Genomic DNA, 21,461 nt, shown 5'->3' on the forward strand with positions numbered 1-21,461 from the left:
TAATGTGCGGTATTCATCTGATTTGGGGTAAGGGAGCGAATGAGGAAGCAATTGATAGTATGCTTCAGCAAAGTCGGCATCGCGGCCCAGATCAGGAGGGGAGTTTCAGTCCTTGGCCGGGACTTTGGATCGGTGTAAATCGTCTGAAAATCATTCATACAGGTTCTGAAGCAGATCAGCCTTTTTGGTCTCCAGATGGAAGTTCGCTGTTGATTTGGAAAGGCGAACTTTACAATTATCAAGAAATTCGCAATCTCCTGATCCACATGGGGATTACTTTTATTACGCAGTCAGATACGGAAGTTGTATTGCATGTGCTGCGAGTTTTTGGCGAAAAAGGCTTAAGTAAATTGAGCGGGATGTTTGCCTTGATTTTTGTGGATTTAAGTGAAAAATCGGTGCTAGTAGCTCGGGATAAAAATGGAGAAAAGCCGCTCTATTATGCTCAAAATCCTGACACATTAATCGTTTCTTCAGAATGTAATAGCATTCAAAGTCTAAAGAATTCAGCATTGGATACAAGACAGTTGGAGCCCTATTTCTATCTGCGCGCGCCGCTTTTGGGAAATACTTTTTATAAAGGCATTCATGAATGGAAGCCTGAACGTTACAGTAAAATGTTAAGTCATACAGCATTTCACTGGGCTCATATTCACAGCGAATCCAAGAATGTTCTAGAACCCTCATTTGACACCTTCAAAGAGACGCTTACTGATGCAGTTTTGAATCAGTTTCACGCGGATGTCCCGTTAGGTATTCAGCTAAGTGGGGGAGCGGACAGCTCGCTTTTATATGCACTTTGGTATCAGGAAACGGGAACGCCATTGCCATCTTTTACGATTCAAGTTGAGGCAAAGTATAGAAAGAAATATGCCGATGGAGACTCTGCTAGTCGTTTCGTGAAACAATTTCCGTCTAATCATCAGTTGATCGAAGTAACTCAAAAGACCTTTTGGGAAAACTGGGATGATTATCTAAAAAGCCTGGATCAACCTGTGGGAGATTCCGCTGGATTTCTAAATTGGATGATAGGAAAGGAGGCTAAAAAGTCTGTGAAGGTACTGATTTCTGGAGCTGGTGCAGATGAGCTTTGGGGAGGATATCAGCGACATAAGGCTTTTGATGTTTACCAAAAACGAAAAGATTTGCTGCTGAGATTTCAGGGTATTTTGGGGAAGTTGCCACTAGGAAGGAGCTATCAGAAATTCATTTCTGCGATAGATTCAGACCCGCGTAAGACCTTTCTCAATTTCTCAGGATTGGATAATTTTCCGGATGATTTGACTGAGGACTACGACAGGATTTTCAATAGAAATTTTCCTGAATACAGGCAGATGCTGGATTTTGATAGGCAGGTTTATCTCGTGCAGGATGTATTGAAAATCCAAGACAATGCCTTGATGGCGCATAGTATAGAAGGCAGGTCCCCGTATTTGGATGCGTCAATGTTGGACTTATGGAGAATTGTAAAAGACGAGGAATTGCTAAAGGGCAAGCCTTGGATTAAGCAAAGTTTGAGAGAACTTGACCTATCATGGATCTCTGAGCGTAAGAAAATGGGCTTTGGATTACCATTGCAAGAATGGTTTGCTGAGAATGGAGAATTTGCTAAATGTGTATTTAGTGCTATCAAAGCATTCGAAAAAACGCATGGCGAGCATTTCCCTGTAAAAATGAGAGCTCTCGCCGCTAAACCAGAACTTGGCGTGAAACATCATTTTTTGACACTTTACAATCTGTTTCTTCTGGCAGAATGGGTGAAATTGCACAAGCTATGAGGATAATCTACATCCATCAGTATTTCAAAACTCCCTCTGAAGGTGGGGCTGTACGCTCTTACCACTTGGCTAAAGGATTGGTGGAGGCTGGGCATTCCGTAGAAATGATTACGGGGGGAGCCCAAAATGGCTATGATCAGCAATGGATAGATGAGATTAAGGTTCATTATTTACCAGTTGCTTATGATCAGAATTTTGGGTTTTTCAAGCGTGTTTTGTCCTTTCTGAGTTATGTTCGAAAAGCCAAAAAACTAATCAAGAAGCTTTCAAGACCTGATTTACTTTACGTCACTTCTACTCCGCTTACGACAGGTTTACTTGGGCTTTGGGCGAAAAAAAGCTTGGCAATTCCCTACATTTTTGAAGTTCGTGATCTCTGGCCGCAGGCACCTATAGAAGTTGGGGCGATCAGAAATCCCGCGTTAAAACGCATTTTGATTTCCTTGGAGAAGAAGATCTATCAGCAAGCGTTGACTTTGGTAGCCCTTTCCCCAGGTATTGCTGATCACTTACGGAAAGTCTCTCCCAACCAGCAAGTTCATCTGATCCCAAACTTCTCAGATCTGGATAGGTTTTATCCCATGGAGAAGAGCGAAAAATTACTCCAGAAATACAGTCTTAATAAAGCTTTGACAATCGCCTACACAGGAGCTTTGGGACAGGTAAATGCTGTGGAAGAACTTCTGAATCTTGCCGAAATGGCTAAAGAAAGAGGCAAAAATTGGCAGTTTCTGATTTTGGGAAAGGGGAGTTCTAAGGCTCAATTAAAAACAATAGCTGATGAAAAATTACTTTCAAATGTGTATTTCATTCCATTTGGATCCAAGGAGAAAGTCAATGAGGTATTGAGTTTGGCTGATTTTGCATGGATTTCTTTTGCGCACTTACCTGTATTGAAAACCAATAGTCCGAATAAGTTTTTTGATGCTCTGGCTGCTGGAAAAGCCATTTTGGTCAATCATAAAGGCTGGGTTTTTGACTTGATGAAAGCTCATCAACTAGGGATTTCCTGCCTTCCTTCAAAAATTGAAAATGCTTTTGCGAAGCTTGAAAAGCTAGAACAAAATCCTGCAGAGCTTGCGAAAATGGGAGAGAATTCAAGAAAGTTTGCTGAGCAGCATTTCAGTAAGGAGCATGCTATTTCGCGCCTCAATCAGGTAATTGAACCAAGTAAAAATCCTCCTAATTCGCAGGGCGAGGTCTATATCCTGACTGCCTAAAAATCTTCTCAGCATCAGGTTCTGCCATAAGCACATCTAGCGGAACATCTTGATTGACCTGGTAGTCATCCACGATGTTCCATCCCAGCCAGCGTCCCAATCGTCCAGGAGCCTTCGTGCTGATAGCATCTGTGAAGGGTGCTTCTCCTATGTATTTTCTGATTTCAAAAGGATTGGTCTCGTAGAGTAATTCATTTTCCACAAAGTGAGACCATATCAATTCTTCATTATCAAAACTCTCAGAAATGGCCTCAGGAGTATATCCAATGATGTATTGGTCGGAGGTGCAGGGCAAAATGGCTTTGGTGAAATGATAAGTTTTGCCATAATAGATCATCTCGGCAAGTAAGGTGTTGTCTTGTGGATTGGTTTCATTAAATCTGGCGGAAATTGCCATCACGATCATCGGTACGATATAGGGGCGATCATAACGTTCAGCCATGTAGCGTGGCAGTTCTGGCTGGAAAGTATGTGTTGGAGGCAAGAAGTAGTCCAAGCCAATGACGATCAAATCATCTGTAACGATCAAATCAGAATTAAATCCAGAGGTAAAAGTGTAAACTTTCGGCATCTGAAATTGCGGGAAATAGTATTTGATGGCTTTGAAGGCATTTTCAAGATCTTTTTCCACATCCGAGAAATCACTAAAAGCCACTTCCACAGAATCGTAAAGCACTTTCATCGAAGAATCCTGATGAATTGCCAGCAACTCGGAAGCTAGACTATCTGAATTAGGGTAAAGATCCATCTGCAGATATTCCTTTGTGAATTCTGGGTGCTCCTCGAAGAGAAACTTGAATTCCTCTGTTGATTGAGCAGTGAAAAAATCCTTCTCCAATCGAGTGATGTTGACAGTCAGGTCTTGATCTAGGATTTCGGTAGACAGTTCACAGCCTTCTTCCTTTTTGTCGCAGGCGAAAGCTAGAATCAGTATAAGAGAAAAGAATATTGGTCGAGTGCTGGTGAGACGCATGAATGAATTTTTTTCAAAAATAGGGATTGGAATGGTAAGAGACTCAACGAACGTATTTTAAAGCTATTACCCTCTGACAGCCTTTAATATCAAATCATACACATCCGTAGGTTGAACAGTGTCTGAATTCACCAAGCCTTTATCTTGAGAAACCAAGAGCGGTTTGTCCAGATCGTCCTCACTTAACCTGCCATGAGCGCCTTTTACTAAAGTTGCGTCCAGGGGAATTACATCCATCAAGTATCTGAAACCTAGTTTTTTCTTCAAGACTTTTGATCCGACGGTAAGCATTGGAATTTTAATGTCTGGATTCAAAACTAACTCAACTGGATCGTAACCTGGCTTTTTGTGGATATCCACACAGCGGGCGTAATCTGGCGCTTTCGCATCATCTAGCCAGAAATAATAGGTAAACCATGAATCTTTGTCAGCCATCACCACCAAATCGCCAGAGCGCGCATGGTCTAAGTGATGCTTCTTTTTACCCTCTTCATCCAGTACCAATTCCACACCGGGAGTATCTTCCAGAATCTTCTTCACCTGCGGTAAAATAGCGGGATCGTTCACATGCACATGGGCAACTTGATGATCTGATACCGCAAAAGCTTTGGAAGCTCCAGCATCCATAGTCTCCAATCCCTGCTCGTCTTTTACCTGAATCCAGCCTTGTTTCCTAAAAATTCTATTCAAATGGATAGGCTTGCTGACTGTCGTGATCGCATATTCTGATAGCAAAATTACTTGTGTGCCTTGTTTTTCGAAATACGTAATCAGGTCCTCACATAGCTCATCAACCTCTTTGAGATGCTTGCCAATTTTGTCGAAATCGATGCCATACTTTTGAAGAGAGTAATCCAAATGCGGAATGTAGATTAGATTAAGCGTAGGATTGTACCACTCATCGACTTTTTTCGAAGCTTCAGCGATCCACTTGCTTGATGCAATATTTGCATTAGGTCCCCAGAAGGAAAACAGTGGAAATTGCCCCAGTTCTTTCTGAAGTCTATCGCGCAATTCCATTGGCTGACTATGGCAATCCGGTTCTTTTCGGCCATCCGCGAGATAAAGTGGTCTGGGCGTCACGGCATAATCTGCGCTGGAGTACATATTATACCACCAAAACATGTTTGCAATGGTGAAGTCAGGATTCTCTTTCTTTAGCGTTTCCCAGACTTTCGGCGACTGCACCAACTTATTGGATTGCCTCCAAAACTTGATTTCACACTCATCCTGAAAGTACCACCCGTTTCCGACGATCCCGTTTTCGTTAGGCATCTTTCCCGTCAAATAAACAGATTGAGCTGAGCATGTTACTGCTGGTAAAACTGGTTCTACCACTGCTCGCTTCCCTTTTTCAATCCACTTTTTCAAGAAAGGAGTATGCTCACCAATCACTCTTGGAGAAAGCGCAACTATATCTAAGACAACAGTCTTCTTCATGTTAATTCATTTTTTCGATTACCCATGCCAGTTCCCTGGATATGGATTCACCCAAACTTAAGCGTGTGTCTTCTGGCAAAACTTCCCAAGTATAAGTCTCAATTTCCAGATGATTTGTCAAAGAAGTATTTTTTAAAATTTCATTGAGAACAATTGAAATTTGATCTTGAGTGGAAGCTAGAGCTCCGTAATTATCCAAGAAGACTGGAACGTGAAAATGGATTCTCCACTCTTCTTCATCCGTTGTTTCCAATACCTTGAGTGCTTCTGGCAGGTCTGAATAGGACTGCAAAGTGCCGTCCTTTTTCCTCGCGACTACTTGATGTAGATAAGTAGATTCTTCAAATGGCAGCAATTTAAGCTTCACTAAATCCCTAGCTTCAGGTTCTGCTGGGATCAGAACTTTCAAGGCTGCCGAAATTTGAATCTTGCCAATCTTGATGCCTGCTTTATCAAATTTGGCAAAGGTATCCGCTGGCTTTTCATAGACTATCGCGAAGTGACAGACATCATAGCAAACTTGGATGTGCTCCTTCAAAACCTCCTCAGCCTGATCTTCAGATATATCTAGTTTCTTAGCAAGCCAAGGTTTTCCGATCGGTAGCAGCCAATCTGAAAATAGCCAGATCATCTCATCTGAATTTTCAAGAATCCCATCCGGTTCTGGCTCTATATCCAAATGCAACGATTTTCCTGTTTGTTTTTTAATCTCCGCCAATTCTGCAACCACTTCTAACAAATGCTGCGTGGCAGTTTCCATTCCAGCGTTCAGAGCTGATTCAGATTTGAACCAATGTCTATAAGAAATAGGGGAAGTGGAAATGCCACCATCTAGTCCTTCAGGTAAAAGCTGGGATAAAATTCGAAACGATCTGATTGTATAATCCCGTCGATCTTTGGTGGTCCAGTCTGGAAAGTGAACTTGGTCTTTTACTGTAGTGCGATGGAAATCTCCGTAGGGAAATCCGTTCAATGTAAACACATATGCATTTTCAGAATCCAACCAATCCTTGAATTGAGCGAGTTGTTTAGGTTTTGCAAGAATAAGACTTGCTTCATGAGAAAGGCGCAGACCAATACCAAAGGACTTATCCACATCCAATCGCTCTTTTACTTCAGGAATGTATTTCTTTAGATTTTCGAAAGTCGCCTCCCAACTTTCTCCTGGGTGAATATTGCTGCAGTAACTGAGGTGAAAATCGTTGACTTCCATGAATATGACTGATTTTTTAATGAATTAATTAGTGTGGTTACCTCCATGATGCCAGTCACCTTAGATTCTTTGCTCATCTGGTTGGAAGACCGAAGACCGAAGACCGAAGTGGCCTCAATTATAAATATTAACGTATCCTAGATTGCTTTTCCCTCTTAATTGATAGAAAAGCGGATATACATATTAATTAGTAACCAAATTTTCGGTTTGGTTAAAACTTTTAAGCATTTCTACGGACTGATAAATTAGCTCATGATCCATTTCATGGACTTCTTCTCCTTTTCCTAAAGCTTTCAAAAGCATAATAGTGAGTTGACCACCTAAGTGCTCTTGGAATTCCTGCAAACCTTTGATAAGACTCTCCCCTCCTAATTCTGGAGCAAAGACCTGAAACCCTAGCGTTTTGAAAACGGCAATAATTCTCAAAAGGTCGGCCTCTGAAATCCATCCCTTCAAGTGTGAATAAGTAGAATCCAATGCAATTCCAATTGCCACAGCCTCTCCATGACGAACTCTAAAGTCAGTCAAATGCTCCAGCTTGTGAGCTGCCCAGTGTCCAAAATCAAGTGGTCTAGAGGAACCGAATTCAAATGGATCCTTCCCAGAAATATGATCCAAATGCATCTGTGCGCAACGAATGATCAATTCTTGCATAGGTTTCATTTCTCGCTTAGCAAGTGCAGCAGAATGAGCTTCAATCCAAGTGAAAAAGCTTAAATCTTTGATCAAAGCCACTTTGATAGCTTCAGAAATTCCTGATCTCCAATCTCTGTCGTCAAGGGTTTTGAGGAAGTTAAAATCATTCAAAACAGCATAGGGCGGAGTGAAAGTCCCTAGGTAGTTCTTTTTGCCAAAAAGATTGACCGAGTTTTTTACCCCGACTGCCGAGTCGTTTTGAGAAAGAACAGTTGTAGGAATGCGAATTAAGCGAATGCCTCTGTGAGAAATCGCAGCGGCAAATCCAACCATATCGATCACCGCTCCACCACCAATCACCGCGATATATGAATGTCTATCGATTCCATACAAATGTGTCGCCTCGACAACCTTTTTGTAAATGGATTCATCATTTTTGGAAGCTTCGCCACCTACTACAACGATAGGATCACAAGGGATAGAGAAGGAATCAGAATGGGCTTCAGCATAAGCATTCAATTGTGCTATTAAATGCGGATGAGCCTCATTTACTCCCTTGTCCACCACAAAAAGAACCTTGGCATGTCGGTCTTTAGCCAGTAGATCTACAAATAGTTTGTTTTCAATAGAGAAAATATCCTCTGAAAAACAGACTGGATATTTGAAAGGCACTGAGAATGATTGCTCAATAATCGTATTCATGATCTATAAGGTATGGGACTATGCTGTTTGCTGGAATAAATACAATTCCGGGGTTCTTTTAGTTCTTTGTTTCAGGTAACAGCGAATTTCTTGGCTAACCAAAGGGAAATTGGTAGCAACAATAGCACAATTAATCCAATCATCCATCCTGCGAAAGCTGCAGCAATGGAAGCATTGACAATAATTAAGGAAATTACGGCAGCTTTGACAGATTTTCCTATGAGTTTTGGGTCTTGGCTACGAATAGCTTTGATCAAAGGCGGGAAAATCATGTAGCAGAGTAAGGCTAAGAAAGGAAGTACTTCCCAGATCTCTGTACCATGTACGATGGGCATCGCAACAATAACAAAAATCACAATCACATACATGGATAATCCGCCGTAGAGTGCATTTCTATTTTTTCCATGAACCTCTCCACGGCTGATCATGGTAATCGCCGCGACAAAGACTAAAGGAATTAAGCCTAATGGCCAAAATGTGGATAACATTTCAGGAATAACTGATACACCAAGTAATAAATTGCCAGTTCGGCATAGTCCCATATTAATGGGTCCTAGGATATTCTGGTGTTTTCCCCAATAGTCATACAAAACAGCCAAAACAGCCACTGCTAAAGCGATTACTGCTGAAATCAAATTCACCTGAGCTGCTGCGGCTACACCTACTACTAATAGCAAAAAGGACATCCAAGCTGCGGAACTTTTGCTCACTCTTCCACTAGGAATGGGACGCTCTGGCCTTTCTACTGCGTCTAGTTCAGCGTCAAAGACATCATTGAATGCTACACCTCCAGCATACAATCCAATTGTGCTCAATGAAAGCCATGTTAATTTTATCAGAAATTCATTTGCTCCAGAGCCCCAATCAGATATAATAATTGCCCAGGCTCCAGCGATAGCAAAGCCAGACCAGATATCAGCAATGGCAGTAACCACGTTCGCTGGACGTGTGAGTTGGAGGTAAGGAAAAATGCGGGATGAACCCATAATTAATTCTCTACAATATCAGATGAACCTTCCACTCTTGGTGTTTGGCCACCGCGAAGTACTGAGTTACCACCCATTTTTTTGGTTTGATCCAAAGGTGCTGCGTTTAACCAATCCTGCTCATCCATTTGACCACTTTGTCCAAAGGCAGTCAAAGCATTTTGATAAGTAACCAATTTGATATGCTCCTCAGGAATTCCTGATTTGCGCATCAAATCAGCAGTTTTTGGCACAGCCAAAGGATCAGAAATACCCCAATCCGCTGCGGAATTGACGATTATTCGTTCTGGGCCATATTGCCTCACAATTTCTACCATGCGCTCAGAGCCCATCTTGGTATGTGGATAAATCGTAAATCCAGCATAATATCCTCGATCCAAAACTTCCTTCACAGTTTCTTCATTGTTATGATCTACGATCACCATTTTTGGATCCAATTTATGTTCCTCAGATACATCCATGCTTCGGATAGTACCCTTTCTTTTATCTCTATGCGGAGTGTGGATAAGTACTGGAAGATCCACCTCCTTTGCCAACTCTAGCTGCAGTCTATAAAACTTGTCCTCTGCTTCTGTTTGATCATCGTAGCCGATTTCTCCTATAGCAACCACGCCTTCTTTGCCCACATAAAGCGGCAACAATTCCATCACTTGCTCGGCCAAAGCTTCGTTGTTTGCTTCCTTAGAATTCAACCCCATCGTACAATAATGCACGATACCAAACTGGCTGGCGCGAAAACGCTCCCAACCTACCAGGGTGCTGAAGTAATCTTTGAAACTCCCAACTTCTGTACGTGGCTGACCTAACCAAAATGCAGGTTCAATCACTGCTACTATACCAGCTTTTTGCATGGCTTCGTAGTCATCAGTAGTTCTGGATACGACGTGGATATGTGGATCTATATACATGGTGTGTGAATTTAAAATGAGGGAATGTAAAATTAGGGATTAAACCCGAGTTCGCTGGAATTCCGAGCCAATGCTTTCCCAGGCAATGGCATCCATATCAAGAGAGGCTACCTGTTCAGGATAAGCTTCCAAAAGCTCTTTTGCTGGCAAATAGGCAGATTCTCTCAAAGCCAGCAATGCTGATTTGACCTGAAGTTCGTCCTTGGTTGATAAAGTTTTTTTCAGATCTTCCAAGTACATTTCATCGACAAAAGGAGAAACCAATCGCCAAATTTCTGGCATTACTTCTCTTCCGGCAGCCCAACGCTCATGTGCAAAATCACGTGCTATCGCTGCTAAAGCTGGGTTTCTTCTTTCTTCCAAACCTTGAATTCTATACAGTGGTCGCTGCATAAAGATGGCTTTCAGTACCATCTGGTTCCAGTTGGCCTCAGGGAAATACTTGGCTGGAAAAGGATTGCTTAGAGCAATGGCATCGAAGACCAGAGAAATATTCGTTCGTAGGCCATCAATCGCTCTAGGGATTAAATCCTCCTGAAATGGCATCAATGGTAAAGCTGCGAATAGCGCTTGATGCTCGTTCATGTCTGCAGTTTCAAAAAGCTGGTTCATCGCAGTAAACCAAGTCTCTTTTTCCTGTGGATAACTCAGCATTAATACAGTGCGTGCACTCTGCAATTGATCCCAAAATTCTGGTTGAAATCCTGTGGACAGCTCATTTGCCTTTTTTATTTCTTGATCAGAAAGCGAGAGTTTTTCCTTTTTGAAATACCTTGAGGCTTGGCTGAAAGCCAAAAAGAACTGGGAAGGAGTGCCTTCGGAGCTGATCTTTTGGCTCTTAACTTTTAGCCAGTCTAGTCCTTTTTGATTATCTGTGCTTTCTAGTAGTAGGGAGAGAAAGCCGGTTATTTGGTTTTGCATGATATGAGTTGCCGTTTGTGTATGGCGCCAACTTTGGTATGAATCTTTAAAATACGTGGAAATCTGTCAGAATATCCAGCTAGAGAATGCTAAACGGCTATAAAAAGTGCAATTTTTGATGAAAATCACTTTATCGGAAATTCCATCATCTGTTTTTGTGTTTTACCTTATCTTTTTAAGACTTTTGAAAATAAAATCACCTCTTTTGTGTAGAAAATGAAGCTTGATTAAGTATGTGTAAGCTTTCTTTCTCGACTAGTAGCTTAGCTTGTAGAAAAAATAATTGGTATGACTCTTAGTTCACTTTTTATTACCATCTGTGGAATTGGCTGGATCATAGCATATACAGAAGCCTTGAGAATAGGATTCAGAGATAAATCCTATGGAATTCCTTTTATGACGCTGGCGCTAAATTTCTCTTGGGAAGTATATTATACCTATCAAGGCTACCTGGTTTTTGGCTCCCATGTTTCTACCTATGTCAATTGCATTTGGATATTACTCGATGTAGGAATTTTATATACGTATTTCAAATACGGCCACAGAGAAGTCAAAACGAGTAAATCGACATTTTACTTACAGGCTGGCCTATTTGTAGCTGCATGTTTTATCATTCAGCATGTAGCTTTCCAGCAAGTAGGAATAGTAAATGGGGCCCTTTACGTAGGTTATCTGATTAACTTTTTGATGTCTTTCTTATTTGTTCGAATGTACTTTCGTCGTCCTGATCTCAAAGGACAATCTTTGCTGATCGCGATTCCAAAGTGTATCGGTACCTTTTCAACCACTATTTTGTTTGGAATAATAGGGTCAAAAACTGCAGGCGGAGTACACGAACCAATTCTCTACATCGGACTTTTCATTTTTGTGACGGACTTAGTCTATATTTCCTTAGTAACTAAGAAAAGAACGGCCTTAAAGCCATTAAAGACTTATAATTAGATTTTACACAATTTTATCTATTGCAATTATAAATTATACGGATCCAATTCTTGCCTTTGTATAAATCAAGATCGGGAGTCCCACATCTCCCCATGGGAATACTTTAGTTTTTATTTATTTTGAGTTTTTACGCTTTTTATTAAACTCCCATACCCTTCTGTTTGTTACCTGCATGGCTGGAATGAAAAGAGCTCTAGTTGTATGTACAGGGTCTTTTTCCGGACTGCTTTAATTTCAAATGAGCGAAATAAAAGTCTTGTATCTTAGTTCTAGCATCTAACTATTAATAAATGAAAGGATTTCGATTTACTCAGTTCGTACCAACTCAAGATCCTGAGAAGAATACGTTTGAGAATCTGCTGAATATATTTTTGCAACTCGTCACCATGACTGGAGGTGATGTGGCGGAAGCTTTAAGTTGGCTGACCAATCTGGACAATCGTTACAACATGACCTACCCTAATTATGGAATTGGTGATTTTATCGAGGATCTGAAAACCAAAGGATACCTTACTGAGGAAAATAGAAAAGGGGAATTTAAGATCACGGGAAAAGCCGAACAAACCATCCGTAAATCAGCTTTGGAAGAGATTTTCGGCAAACTCAAGCGTGGTAAATCAGGACAGCATAAAACCACCCATTCTGGACAAGGTGCGGAACGTGGCACAGATCGTAGAGCCTATGAGTTTGGGGATAATCTAGACCAGATTGCGCTAACTGATTCGCTCCGAAATGCCCAAGCAAACCATGGGTTTTCGGGTGATTATCTGTTGACCGAAGATGATCTGGAAGTCGTAGAAACTGAATTTAGATCTCAGACTTCCACAGTCCTGATGATTGATATCTCGCACTCCATGATTTTGTATGGTGAGGATAGAATCACTCCTGCTAAAAAGGTGGCCATGGCTTTGGCAGAGCTCATCAAAACCCGCTATCCTAAAGATACCCTAGATATCATAGTCTTCGGAAATGATGCCTGGCAGATAGAAATCAAGGATTTACCTTATTTGCAAGTTGGGCCCTATCATACAAATACCGTTGCTGGATTGGAATTGGCGATGGATTTACTGCGCAGAAGAAAGAATCCAAACAAGCAGATTTTCATGATCACAGATGGTAAGCCAACCTGCCTGAAAGTGGGAATCAAATACTATAAAAATGCTTTTGGGATAGACAGCAAGATTCTGAGTGAGACGCTGAAACTTGCAGCTCAATGCCGTAAACTGAAAATACCAGTGACTACTTTTATGATTGCTTCGGATCCTTATCTGAAGGAGTTTGTGAAGGAATTCACCAAAGTCAACAACGGGAATGCCTATTACAGCAGTTTGAAAGGACTCGGCGACCTGATTTTTGAAGATTATAGACGAAATAGAACGAAACGCTTTTAAGCAATATGGACTACCAAAAACTGACACCACAAGAACTTAGACAGATTAAAACGCTTGGACAACTAAAAGCTGCTGGCTATCAATCCAAAACCATCAAAGAGGAACTTCGCGACAACTTGATCTTAAAGATTAAGAGGAAGGAGAATGTCTTTGAAGGAATCTGGGGCTTTGAGGACACGGTGATTCCGGACATTGAGCGTGCGATTCTTTCCCGACACAATATCAATTTGCTTGGACTACGCGGTCAGGCAAAGACTAGAATTGCCCGAATGATGACACAGCTATTGGATGAGTATGTTCCTGTAGTTTTTGGTGCGGAGCTGAATGATGATCCTTTGGAGCCTTTGACCACTTTTGCGAAGGAATTAATCGATGAAAAGGGTGATAATACGCCGGTTTCATGGTGGCATCGAGATGATCGCTATACAGAGAAATTAGCGACACCTGATGTATCTGTAGCCGATTTGATCGGTGATGTGGACCCTATCAAGGCGGCCACGATGAAATTGAGCTATAATGACGAGCGTGTAATTCACTACGGTTTGGTGCCAAGATCGCATCGTTCCATTTTCGTAATTAATGAATTACCGGATTTGCAGGCCAGAATTCAGGTGGCCTTGTTCAATATTCTTCAGGAAGGTGATATCCAGATTCGTGGTTTCAAATTGAGACTGCCGCTAGATATTCAGTTTGTATTCACTGCAAACCCAGAAGATTACACCAACAGAGGAAGCATTGTTACGCCGCTGAAGGACAGAATTGAAAGTCAGATCATCACACATTATCCGAAATCCATTGAGATCGGTAGAAGAATTACTGCTCAGGAATCCAATCTTAAAGGCAAACCTGTGGATAATATCTATGTGCCTGAATTGATGAAGGACTTAATCGAGCAGATTGCTATCGAGGCGAGAGGTTCTGAATTCGTGGATGAGAAGAGTGGTGTTTCTGCGCGATTGACTATTTCAGCTTATGAAAATTTGATTTCTGCTGCGGAGCGTAGAATGTACATGAATGGAGAAAGTAATACCATAATACGGATTGCTGATCTGATCGGAGTGATCCCAGCAATTACTGGAAAAGTAGAGCTAGTCTATGAAGGCGAGCAAGAAGGAGCTGGTTTGGTTGCTTATAATTTGATAGGGAAAGCTATTCGCTCCCAGTTTGTAAACTATTTCCCATCTCCTGAACAGAAGAAAAAGTCCAAAGAGGGCAATCCCTACGTGTTGCCACTGGCATGGTTTGGAGAAGGAAATGAGCTGGACATTCTAGCTTCTCAAGGAGATAAGGACTACAAAGCTGCACTTCATTCAGTTCCAGGTTTGGAAGAAGTAGTGATGCAATTGGTGAAGGACATGCCAGAGAAAGAGAAGGAATTCTTTATGGAATTTGCACTTCATGGGTTAGCTGAATTCTCTCAACTGAGCAAAAAAGTGCTGGACACAGGTTTACAGTTTAAAGACTTGTTCAGCTCCATGTTTGATATGGGGCCAGGGGATCCTGATGATTTCGAGGAAGACGATTTATAGGATTTAAAACCACAGATACTAGCAGTTAATAATCGCAGATATGCGCCGAATGTTTCTAATGGCGTATGTCTGCGAAATTATTAATTAGATCAGAGAGGAAATGTAATAGTTTCTGGTTAAGATTTTGGATTATTTGATTTATAGTAAATTGGATAAAATGAATGTTGAAAACCAAATAGATTACTGGAGAAAGGGGGCCACCGAAGATTTTGAGGTTGCCGAGCTATTGATTGAGAAAGGTCGGTTTTTACATGGTTTATTCTTTTGTCATTTAGTGATGGAAAAAATCTTAAAGACTCATGTAGTGAAAACTTCAAAACAACTTGCTCCAAAATCCCATAATTTAATTTATCTCTCTGAAAGATCTGGCCTATCAATACAAGATGAAAATTTAAATTTTTTTGGTATCCTTATGAAGTATCAATTGGAAGGAAGGTATCCAGATTATAAACCGTATATTCCTGAGAAGAAATTAGTAAAAAGTTACCTGAAAGAAACACAAAAGGTATTATTATGGCTGAAAGCGAAGTTGTAGATTTATTGAAAAAGTTTGTAGAAGTATTGAAAGCTGAGGGTATTTCAGTTAGCAAGGCATTTTTGTATGGTAGCTATTCGGAGGGGACGGCTATTTCTGAAAGTGACATAGACGTGTTATTAGTATCAGATGAGTTTGAAGGGAACAATGATCTTTTGGCAGGTAAAATTTGGAGGCTCACCTCTAAAGTAAGTTCTAGAATAGAACCATTTTTGGTTGGAACAAGCGAGTATGAAGACTCAAATAATTCACCTCTAGTGACCAAAGTAAAAGAAGTTGGAATCCAAATAGTTTGATTTATATGAAAGTTGAGAGATTTGCTAAATTCATTACTTCAAATGAATCAATATCAAGGCAATTAGAGCTGGTAATCCTTGAATCCAGAATATTTTTTTACTTACCGTGGCTGCTGCGTAAAGTCCAGCCACCAGCACACATCCCAGGAAGAAAATTGCTACATAAGCTGACCATTGAGGATCCTCTATCAGAATAGACCAAATCAATCCTGCTACCAAAAAACCATTGTAGAGCCCTTGATTGGCAGCCATTGATTTTGTCTTTGGAAACACCTCAGGGGGAATTTGTTTGAAAGTTTTGCGTCCAATCGTCTCCCAAGCGAACATTTCGAAGTATAAAAAATAAAGATGAAGGGCGGCTATTAGCCCAATAATTACTTTTGAAGCGATTTCCATAAATCTTTAGGTTTTGGACAATTTAGCAAATTCTAAGGTTCATTATCAGCTGTTAGTAGCTGACAAGCTACAGTTTCCTTATCTTTTTCTCACCAATCAGCTGGCCTTCTTGCCTCATACTTTTCAATTTGATCGAGCAGATCTACAGGATCATCAGATACAATCAGCAATTCCTCCTGCTCAGGATACATAAAGCCTTCCTGCATCGCATGATTCAAAAAGTCAATCAATTTGTCGTAATAGCCATTCACATTGTAAAGTGCCAGTGGCTTCTGGATATAATGTAGCTGGTTTAGGGTCATAATCTCAAAAAGTTCTTCCAGCGTCCCGATTCCCCCAGGCATAGCGATAAATGCATCTCCACGTTCAGCCATAAGCCATTTTCGATCTCGCATGGTCTCCACTATGATCAGTTCTGTACAGCCACGGTGAGCCACTTCTCGATCCACCAATTTCTGAGGGATGATCCCCAGTACTTCTTTGCCCGCGCCAAGCATCTCGTCCGCGATCACACCCATCAAACCTACTCTCCCAGCACCATACACCAGAGACTGGTCGCGCTTGATCATCTCTTGCGCCAGAGCTTTGGCACTCGCTTCATAGACCGAATTACCTCCTTTTCGGGAACCGCAGTAAATAGTGATTTTCTTCATGAACTTGCATCAAAAGTATATCCCGAAATTAAGTGATTCACTTTATTAATGCCCAGCGAACGCTAAGGTTTTACGAAAGCTTAATGAACAAAGGATAACTTTTTGTCAAATGGCCTAGTGCTGAGAATCATTAAAGTTTATTTTTGAGTTATGAAAATTTGCTTTGCTACCAACAACCCCAAGAAAATCGAAGAAGTAAAGGCTGCATTAGGGGATAGCTTTCAAATTGTTTCCTTGAAAGACATTGGCTGCTTGGAAGAGCTTCCCGAAACTGGTGATACCCTGGAGCATAATGCTTTTCAGAAAGCAAAGTATGTGAAAGAACATTTCGGTGTGGATTGCTTCGCAGATGACACTGGTTTGGAAGTCGATGCGCTGGAGGGAGAGCCTGGAGTTTACTCTGGTAGATATGCCGGTGAGCCAAGAAGTGACGAGCGGAATATTGATCTTTTGCTCAAAAATCTGGCAAATTCTTCCATCCGAACAGCTCGGTTTAAAACGGTCATCGCACTACTCTTAGGAGATGAAGAATATAAGTTTGAAGGTCTGGCAGAGGGAGAAATTTTGAAGGAGCGTACTGGAGATGGCGGTTTTGGTTACGATCCAGTATTTCAGCCAACAGGATACAGGCAGTCATTTGCGGAACTGAGCATGGCAGAAAAGAATGCGATTTCTCATCGTGGAAAAGCTGTGGCTGAGCTAATTAGCTTTCTTAACCATAGATAATTCTGTTTAAAGCCAAAAACCACGTTAACTTTACCTCATGAAAAAACCATTCATTGTCGGCATTACAGGGGGCTCCGCCTCTGGTAAAACACTTTTTTTGGAGCGATTGCTTAGCACTTTTGATGCCGGTGAGGTTTGTTTGATTTCTCAGGACAACTATTATAAGCCTAGGGAATTGCAGCCGATTGATTCCCATGGAGTGCATAATTTTGACCGGCCTGAGAGTATTGATTTTGAAGAATATGCGGCTGATATCCGCAAAATTCAAGCTGGTGAGACGGTTCATCGTGAGGAATACACCTTCAATAATTCAGCTAAAACGCCAAAAATGCTAACCTTTAATTCAGCGCCTGTGGTAGTGGTTGAGGGGATTTTTGTGTTGTATTATCCGGAGTTGGCAAGTCTCCTTGATTTGAAGGTTTTTATAGATGCCAAGGATCATATCAAGCTCAAGAGAAGAATCATCCGAGACAAGGTGGAGCGGGGCTACGATCTAGATGATGTTTTGTATCGCTACGAGCAGCATGTGATGCCTACTTATGAGAAATACATCAAACCATTTATGAATGATGCGGATTTGATCGTGCCAAATAATCACAATTTCGATAAAGCACTAGATGTGATTCGCGCGTATTTGCGTGCTAGAACTGGCTGATCTCTACTGTTTTAATCTGATTTTGCTTTCAAATTGCAGAAATTCTTGGATGAGAAACACTCATTTTAAATAATTGGCTATATTTGCGCCGCATGAAAGCAACTAAACCAAATAGTAATTTATTCCAGCAGCGCCTCACGGTGATGCTTGCATTGCTATTGTGTTTGTTTATTTCTAGTGTAGAATATGTTCCTGAAAATGGACAAGTTGCCAATGTAGAAACACAGGATAAAGCAGCTTCATCCGATCAGGATCAGACTTTTTTGAATGTAGCAGTAGATGCAGTGGTTCCCTTCGTGGTCAATGTATCGCACAATATCCTTTATCTAATTCATGATATAGTTCGGTTTGAAGGATCTACTTTCGTTACCGAAGCTACTTCAGTTGCACAGCCAAATCAGCTCGTACAAATACTTTTTGAGCGAATCATATCCACCAAAGGACCCTAAGTTTCCTTCTATTTTCTGGTGAAAACCTGCTTCCTGCAATTCAGGCAAGCCGCAAATCTGTATTTACAATTAATTAATAATTTCAATTTCTCATGCAAAACAAAGGTGTCATTGTGTTTTTGACAGTGATCGTTACAGCATTATGCTTGTACTATCTGTCATTCACATTTGTATCAAATAATATCCAGAAGAAGGCCCAAGAATACGCAACTGACGTATCTGGCAATGTGGATTTTTCGAAAAGACAAAGCTATCTAGATTCTATCTGGAGAGCTCCAGTTTACAACTTCCTAGGAGCTGATTATACCTTCCAAGAGATAAAAGAAACAGAACTAGGACTTGGTCTTGACCTTCAAGGCGGGATGCACGTTACTTTGGCAGTTTCTCCAGTGGAGATTGTAAAAGGACTGGCTGGTAATCCTAAAGACGTAGCATTCAACAAATCTGTGGAAGAGGCTCGCGAAGAAGCGAAAACTTCATCTGATAAGTATGTTGATTTATTCTATGCAGCTTTTCAGAAAAATAGCCCTGGTCAAAAGCTAAGTGGAATTTTCGCAACTGCTGCAAACAGAGGCCGTATCTCTTTGGAATCTTCAGATTCTGAAATCCTTGAAATCATCGATAATGAGATCGAAAATGCCATCGAGCGTTCATTCAATATCTTAAGGACTCGTATCGATAGATTCGGTACTTCTCAGCCAAACATCCAAAGAATTCAAGGTTCTGGTCGTATCCAGATCGAATTGCCAGGAGTAGACAATCAAGAAAGAGTAAGAAACTTACTTCAAGGTGTGGCAAAGCTACAGTTCTGGGAAGTAATAGAGGTTAACGAAATCGGAGCTGCACTCGAAACAGTAAACGCTGCTTGGATTGCTGCAAACAAAACTTCAGAGACTGCTGCTGCAGATACTCTTTCTACAGAAAATCTTACTGGAGAAGACTCCTTAAAAAATGCGCTAGAGAAGCAACTTGCTGAGATCGATCCTACCAACCCTAATAATAATAGTGTATCACCGTTGTTTAGCTTGCTTAAGCCTAACTATGGCTTGGCATACGAGCTACGTGATACGATGGCTATCAATCGTATTTTGAAGAATGAAGATTATAAATCTTTATTGCCAAGAGATATCAAATTGCTTTGGGGTGTGAAGCCTTTCGCAGCTGAAGATGGATCTGAAACTTTGGAGCTATATGCTATCAGAGCTGAAAGAGGTACTGACGAGGCTCCATTGGAAGGTGATGTAGTAACTGACGCTCGTCAGGTACTAGATCAAACTTCTAGACCTGCTGTATCTATGCAAATGAACGCAGAAGGTGCTAGAAAATGGAGAAAATTAACATCTGAGAATATCGGTAGAAGAATCGCTGTAGTGTTAGATGACTATGTATATACTGCTCCGGTGGTGAATGGCGAGATCCCAACAGGACAATCTGAAATCTCAGGGAATTTCTCTCTTCAGGAAGCACAAGATTTGGCTAATATCCTGAAATCTGGTTCTCTTCCAGCCCCGACTCAAATCGTAGAGGAAAGCATCATCGGCCCAACCTTGGGTAGAGAGGCCTTGAATCAAGGTTTGATCTCTATGGTAGCTGGTCTATCTATTGTAGTTCTATTCATGGTAGCATATTATGCAAAAGGTGGTTTGATTGCTATTTCAGCATTGGTATTCAATATCTTCTTTATCCTAGGAATTCTAGCACAGCTCGGCACCGCCTTGACCTTACCAGGTATAGCGGGTATCGTACTGACGATAGGTATGTCCATTGATGCGAACGTACTGATCTTTGAGCGTATCAAAGAAGAACTCCGAAATGGTGTGAGTCTGATGGCTGCAATCAATGCAGGTTATAGCAAGGCATTCTCTGCGATTCTCGATTCCAATGTGACGACTTTCTTGACTGGTGCGATTCTATTTGCTTTGGGACAAGGTCCAGTGAAAGGATTTGCTATTGTATTGATGATTGGTATTGCATCTTCATTCTTCTCAGCCGTATTCATCACGAGAGTGATTGTATCTTGGATGAGCAAGAAAGGCGATAAGAGCTCTATTAGCTTTGCAACTCCATTTGCTAAGAATGCGCTAAGTGCATTGAGCTTTGATTTCTTAGGTAAAAGAAAAGTTGCTTACCTGATTTCTTCTTCAATTATTGTGATCGGACTAGGTATGGCTGTTGTCAATGGATTGAAATTTGGCGTTGACTTTACTGGAGGTCGTTCTTACATCGTTGCATTCGACGAGCCAATGGCTGCTTCTGACTTGAAATCTGGATTGGATAGAGAGTTTGATGGATCTGTGGAAGTGAAAACTTACGGTTCGAATAACGTGCTCAAAGTAACTACATCTTACCTAGTTAACGAGGATGATGCAGCTTCTAACCTAGAGGTAGAAAGCAAAGTAAAAGAAGGAATAGCGAGTGTAACTGGCCTTGCATTTACAGATGATGCTGAGTCATTAGCTTCTGGTCAATTTGCAATTACCGGCTCTTCCAAAGTAGGAGCTACGGTAGCAGATGATATCAAAGCATCTTCAGCTGAAGCGATGATCGTGGCACTGGTGGCGATCTTCTTGTATATTTTACTGAGATTCCGCAAGTGGCAATTCTCCTTGGCTTCCATCATAGCCTTGATTCACGATACCTTGTTTGTGATTGCAGCCTTTGCTATTGCAAGTGCATTTGGAGCCACCTTTGAGATCGATCAGGTATTTATCGCGGCGATCTTGACTGTAATCGGTTATTCGATTAATGATACCGTGATTGTATTTGACCGTATTCGTGAGAATATCGAAAATAAGGGAACGAGTAAATTGGTGAAAGTATTCAATGACGCGATCAACCAGACTTTGGGACGTACTTTGATTACTTCCTTTACTACTTTGATCGTAGTGATCGTACTACTTGTATTTGGTGGTGAGGTATTGAGAGGTTTCTCCTTCGCTCTATTTATCGGTGTCCTAGTAGGTACATACTCTTCTATCTATATCGCTACGCCTATTGTAGTTGATTTGATGAAAAGAGAACTTGATAACGAAACTGCCGCTAAGGAAGCCAAAAAGCTTGCTTAAATAGCAGTTCAAATTTCATACTAAAAGGAGCGGGTGTTATACTCGCT

The 21,461-nt window shown here is 41.1% G+C and carries 20 protein-coding genes; 11 read left to right on the plus strand and 9 right to left on the minus strand.

The features are described from left to right. Window positions 1–2 precede the first annotated feature (2 nt). Window positions 3–1,778, plus strand: a complete 1,776-nt coding sequence (gene asnB / locus LV85_RS01585; RefSeq protein WP_111316416.1) for an asparagine synthase (glutamine-hydrolyzing) — start codon at window positions 3–5, stop codon at window positions 1,776–1,778. Further along, a complete protein-coding gene (locus LV85_RS01590) occupies window positions 1,775–2,998 on the plus strand; it encodes a glycosyltransferase family 4 protein (protein ID WP_111316520.1) in 1,224 nt (407 codons plus the stop codon). The genes asnB and LV85_RS01590 overlap by 4 nt, the downstream gene beginning before the upstream one ends. On the opposite strand, the gene gldB is transcribed toward LV85_RS01590, so the two are convergent. The 7 genes from gldB to LV85_RS01625 all read right to left on the minus strand — a co-directional run bounded on the left by gldB (window position 2,961) and on the right by LV85_RS01625 (window position 10,777). Beyond that, window positions 2,961–3,971: a gliding motility lipoprotein GldB gene (gene gldB / locus LV85_RS01595; protein ID WP_111316417.1), complete on the minus strand. Its 1,011-nt coding sequence runs from the start codon at window positions 3,969–3,971 to the stop codon at window positions 2,961–2,963. The two genes, LV85_RS01590 and gldB, sit on opposite strands and share 38 nt — an antisense overlap. 66 nt (window positions 3,972–4,037) lie before the next feature. Further along, window positions 4,038–5,411, minus strand: coding sequence for an alkaline phosphatase family protein (locus LV85_RS01600; protein WP_111316418.1), 1,374 nt, complete (start codon window positions 5,409–5,411; stop codon window positions 4,038–4,040). Window position 5,412: 1 nt separating this feature from the next. After that, on the minus strand, window positions 5,413–6,624 hold the full coding sequence (eboE, locus tag LV85_RS01605) for a metabolite traffic protein EboE (RefSeq protein ID WP_111316419.1): 1,212 nt from the start codon (window positions 6,622–6,624) through the stop codon (window positions 5,413–5,415). A 183-nt stretch (window positions 6,625–6,807) separates the two neighbouring features. After that, window positions 6,808–7,962 carry a 3-dehydroquinate synthase gene (locus LV85_RS01610; protein WP_211318359.1) on the minus strand — a complete coding sequence of 385 codons (1,155 nt, stop codon included), beginning with the start codon at window positions 7,960–7,962 and terminating at the stop codon, window positions 6,808–6,810. A gap of 71 nt (window positions 7,963–8,033) precedes the next feature. After that, the gene (gene eboC, locus LV85_RS01615; protein ID WP_111316421.1) at window positions 8,034–8,948 is read right to left on the minus strand and encodes a UbiA-like protein EboC; all 915 of its coding nucleotides are present in this window, start codon (window positions 8,946–8,948) and stop codon (window positions 8,034–8,036) included. Between the two features lie 2 nt (window positions 8,949–8,950). Further along, on the minus strand, window positions 8,951–9,856 hold the full coding sequence (locus tag LV85_RS01620) for a TatD family hydrolase (RefSeq protein WP_111316422.1): 906 nt from the start codon (window positions 9,854–9,856) through the stop codon (window positions 8,951–8,953). Window positions 9,857–9,895: 39 nt separating this feature from the next. Further along, window positions 9,896–10,777, minus strand: a complete 882-nt coding sequence (locus tag LV85_RS01625; protein WP_111316423.1) for an EboA domain-containing protein — start codon at window positions 10,775–10,777, stop codon at window positions 9,896–9,898. Window positions 10,778–11,065: 288 nt separating this feature from the next. Here LV85_RS01625 and LV85_RS01630 point away from each other — a divergent pair, with 288 nt between their 5' ends. The 5 genes from LV85_RS01630 (at window position 11,066) to LV85_RS01650 (ending at window position 15,470) form a co-directional block, all read left to right on the plus strand. Next, window positions 11,066–11,719, plus strand: a complete 654-nt coding sequence (locus LV85_RS01630) for a transmembrane-type terpene cyclase (RefSeq protein ID WP_111316424.1) — start codon at window positions 11,066–11,068, stop codon at window positions 11,717–11,719. 290 nt (window positions 11,720–12,009) lie between these two features. Next, window positions 12,010–13,110 carry a vWA domain-containing protein gene (locus LV85_RS01635; RefSeq protein ID WP_111316425.1) on the plus strand — a complete coding sequence of 367 codons (1,101 nt, stop codon included), beginning with the start codon at window positions 12,010–12,012 and terminating at the stop codon, window positions 13,108–13,110. 5 nt (window positions 13,111–13,115) lie between these two features. After that, complete coding sequence (locus tag LV85_RS01640) at window positions 13,116–14,639, plus strand: P-loop NTPase family protein (RefSeq protein ID WP_111316426.1); 1,524 nt, start codon at window positions 13,116–13,118, stop codon at window positions 14,637–14,639. A 157-nt stretch (window positions 14,640–14,796) separates the two neighbouring features. Next, window positions 14,797–15,174 (plus strand): HEPN domain-containing protein, encoded by a 378-nt coding sequence (locus tag LV85_RS01645; protein ID WP_111316427.1) that lies wholly within the window; start codon window positions 14,797–14,799, stop codon window positions 15,172–15,174. Further along, the gene (locus LV85_RS01650; protein ID WP_111316428.1) at window positions 15,153–15,470 is read left to right on the plus strand and encodes a nucleotidyltransferase domain-containing protein; all 318 of its coding nucleotides are present in this window, start codon (window positions 15,153–15,155) and stop codon (window positions 15,468–15,470) included. Before LV85_RS01645 ends, LV85_RS01650 begins: the two co-directional genes overlap by 22 nt. A gap of 33 nt (window positions 15,471–15,503) precedes the next feature. On the opposite strand, the gene LV85_RS01655 is transcribed toward LV85_RS01650, so the two are convergent. Both LV85_RS01655 and LV85_RS01660 read right to left on the minus strand, forming a co-directional pair. Continuing rightward, entirely contained in the window at window positions 15,504–15,866 is a 363-nt protein-coding gene (locus tag LV85_RS01655) for a DUF1304 domain-containing protein (RefSeq protein ID WP_111316429.1), read from the minus strand. Between the two features lie 89 nt (window positions 15,867–15,955). Next, window positions 15,956–16,519: an LOG family protein gene (locus LV85_RS01660; protein WP_111316430.1), complete on the minus strand. Its 564-nt coding sequence runs from the start codon at window positions 16,517–16,519 to the stop codon at window positions 15,956–15,958. Between the two features lie 150 nt (window positions 16,520–16,669). Between LV85_RS01660 and LV85_RS01665 the strand changes: the two genes are divergently transcribed. From LV85_RS01665 to secDF, 4 genes are all read left to right on the plus strand, one after another. After that, the gene (locus tag LV85_RS01665; RefSeq protein WP_111316431.1) at window positions 16,670–17,245 is read left to right on the plus strand and encodes a non-canonical purine NTP diphosphatase; all 576 of its coding nucleotides are present in this window, start codon (window positions 16,670–16,672) and stop codon (window positions 17,243–17,245) included. A 37-nt stretch (window positions 17,246–17,282) separates the two neighbouring features. Beyond that, window positions 17,283–17,900: a uridine kinase family protein gene (locus LV85_RS01670; RefSeq protein WP_111316432.1), complete on the plus strand. Its 618-nt coding sequence runs from the start codon at window positions 17,283–17,285 to the stop codon at window positions 17,898–17,900. Between the two features lie 92 nt (window positions 17,901–17,992). Beyond that, entirely contained in the window at window positions 17,993–18,349 is a 357-nt protein-coding gene (locus LV85_RS01675) for a hypothetical protein (RefSeq protein ID WP_111316433.1), read from the plus strand. A gap of 92 nt (window positions 18,350–18,441) precedes the next feature. Continuing rightward, window positions 18,442–21,414 (plus strand): protein translocase subunit SecDF, encoded by a 2,973-nt coding sequence (gene secDF / locus LV85_RS01680; protein ID WP_111316434.1) that lies wholly within the window; start codon window positions 18,442–18,444, stop codon window positions 21,412–21,414. Window positions 21,415–21,461 lie beyond the last annotated feature (47 nt).

Source organism: Algoriphagus chordae, from assembly GCF_003254055.1.
GTDB lineage: Bacteria > Bacteroidota > Bacteroidia > Cytophagales > Cyclobacteriaceae > Algoriphagus > Algoriphagus chordae.

Coding starts and splice junctions, on each gene's coding strand:
- LV85_RS01600 (WP_111316418.1), bottom strand. CDS start 5,411: ATGAAGAAGACTGTTGTCTTAGATATAGTTGCGCTTTCTCCAAGAGTG.
- LV85_RS01675 (WP_111316433.1), top strand. CDS start 17,993: ATGAAAGCAACTAAACCAAATAGTAATTTATTCCAGCAGCGCCTCACG.
- LV85_RS01665 (WP_111316431.1), top strand. CDS start 16,670: ATGAAAATTTGCTTTGCTACCAACAACCCCAAGAAAATCGAAGAAGTA.
- LV85_RS01635 (WP_111316425.1), top strand. CDS start 12,010: ATGAAAGGATTTCGATTTACTCAGTTCGTACCAACTCAAGATCCTGAG.
- LV85_RS01655 (WP_111316429.1), bottom strand. CDS start 15,866: ATGGAAATCGCTTCAAAAGTAATTATTGGGCTAATAGCCGCCCTTCAT.
- LV85_RS01660 (WP_111316430.1), bottom strand. CDS start 16,519: ATGAAGAAAATCACTATTTACTGCGGTTCCCGAAAAGGAGGTAATTCG.
- LV85_RS01670 (WP_111316432.1), top strand. CDS start 17,283: ATGAAAAAACCATTCATTGTCGGCATTACAGGGGGCTCCGCCTCTGGT.
- LV85_RS01630 (WP_111316424.1), top strand. CDS start 11,066: ATGACTCTTAGTTCACTTTTTATTACCATCTGTGGAATTGGCTGGATC.
- LV85_RS01625 (WP_111316423.1), bottom strand. CDS start 10,777: ATGCAAAACCAAATAACCGGCTTTCTCTCCCTACTACTAGAAAGCACA.
- LV85_RS01645 (WP_111316427.1), top strand. CDS start 14,797: ATGAATGTTGAAAACCAAATAGATTACTGGAGAAAGGGGGCCACCGAA.
- asnB (WP_111316416.1), top strand. CDS start 3: ATGTGCGGTATTCATCTGATTTGGGGTAAGGGAGCGAATGAGGAAGCA.
- eboC (WP_111316421.1), bottom strand. CDS start 8,948: ATGGGTTCATCCCGCATTTTTCCTTACCTCCAACTCACACGTCCAGCG.
- secDF (WP_111316434.1), top strand. CDS start 18,442: ATGCAAAACAAAGGTGTCATTGTGTTTTTGACAGTGATCGTTACAGCA.
- LV85_RS01610 (WP_211318359.1), bottom strand. CDS start 7,962: ATGAATACGATTATTGAGCAATCATTCTCAGTGCCTTTCAAATATCCA.
- gldB (WP_111316417.1), bottom strand. CDS start 3,971: ATGCGTCTCACCAGCACTCGACCAATATTCTTTTCTCTTATACTGATT.
- LV85_RS01650 (WP_111316428.1), top strand. CDS start 15,153: ATGGCTGAAAGCGAAGTTGTAGATTTATTGAAAAAGTTTGTAGAAGTA.
- LV85_RS01640 (WP_111316426.1), top strand. CDS start 13,116: ATGGACTACCAAAAACTGACACCACAAGAACTTAGACAGATTAAAACG.
- LV85_RS01590 (WP_111316520.1), top strand. CDS start 1,775: ATGAGGATAATCTACATCCATCAGTATTTCAAAACTCCCTCTGAAGGT.
- LV85_RS01620 (WP_111316422.1), bottom strand. CDS start 9,856: ATGTATATAGATCCACATATCCACGTCGTATCCAGAACTACTGATGAC.
- eboE (WP_111316419.1), bottom strand. CDS start 6,624: ATGGAAGTCAACGATTTTCACCTCAGTTACTGCAGCAATATTCACCCA.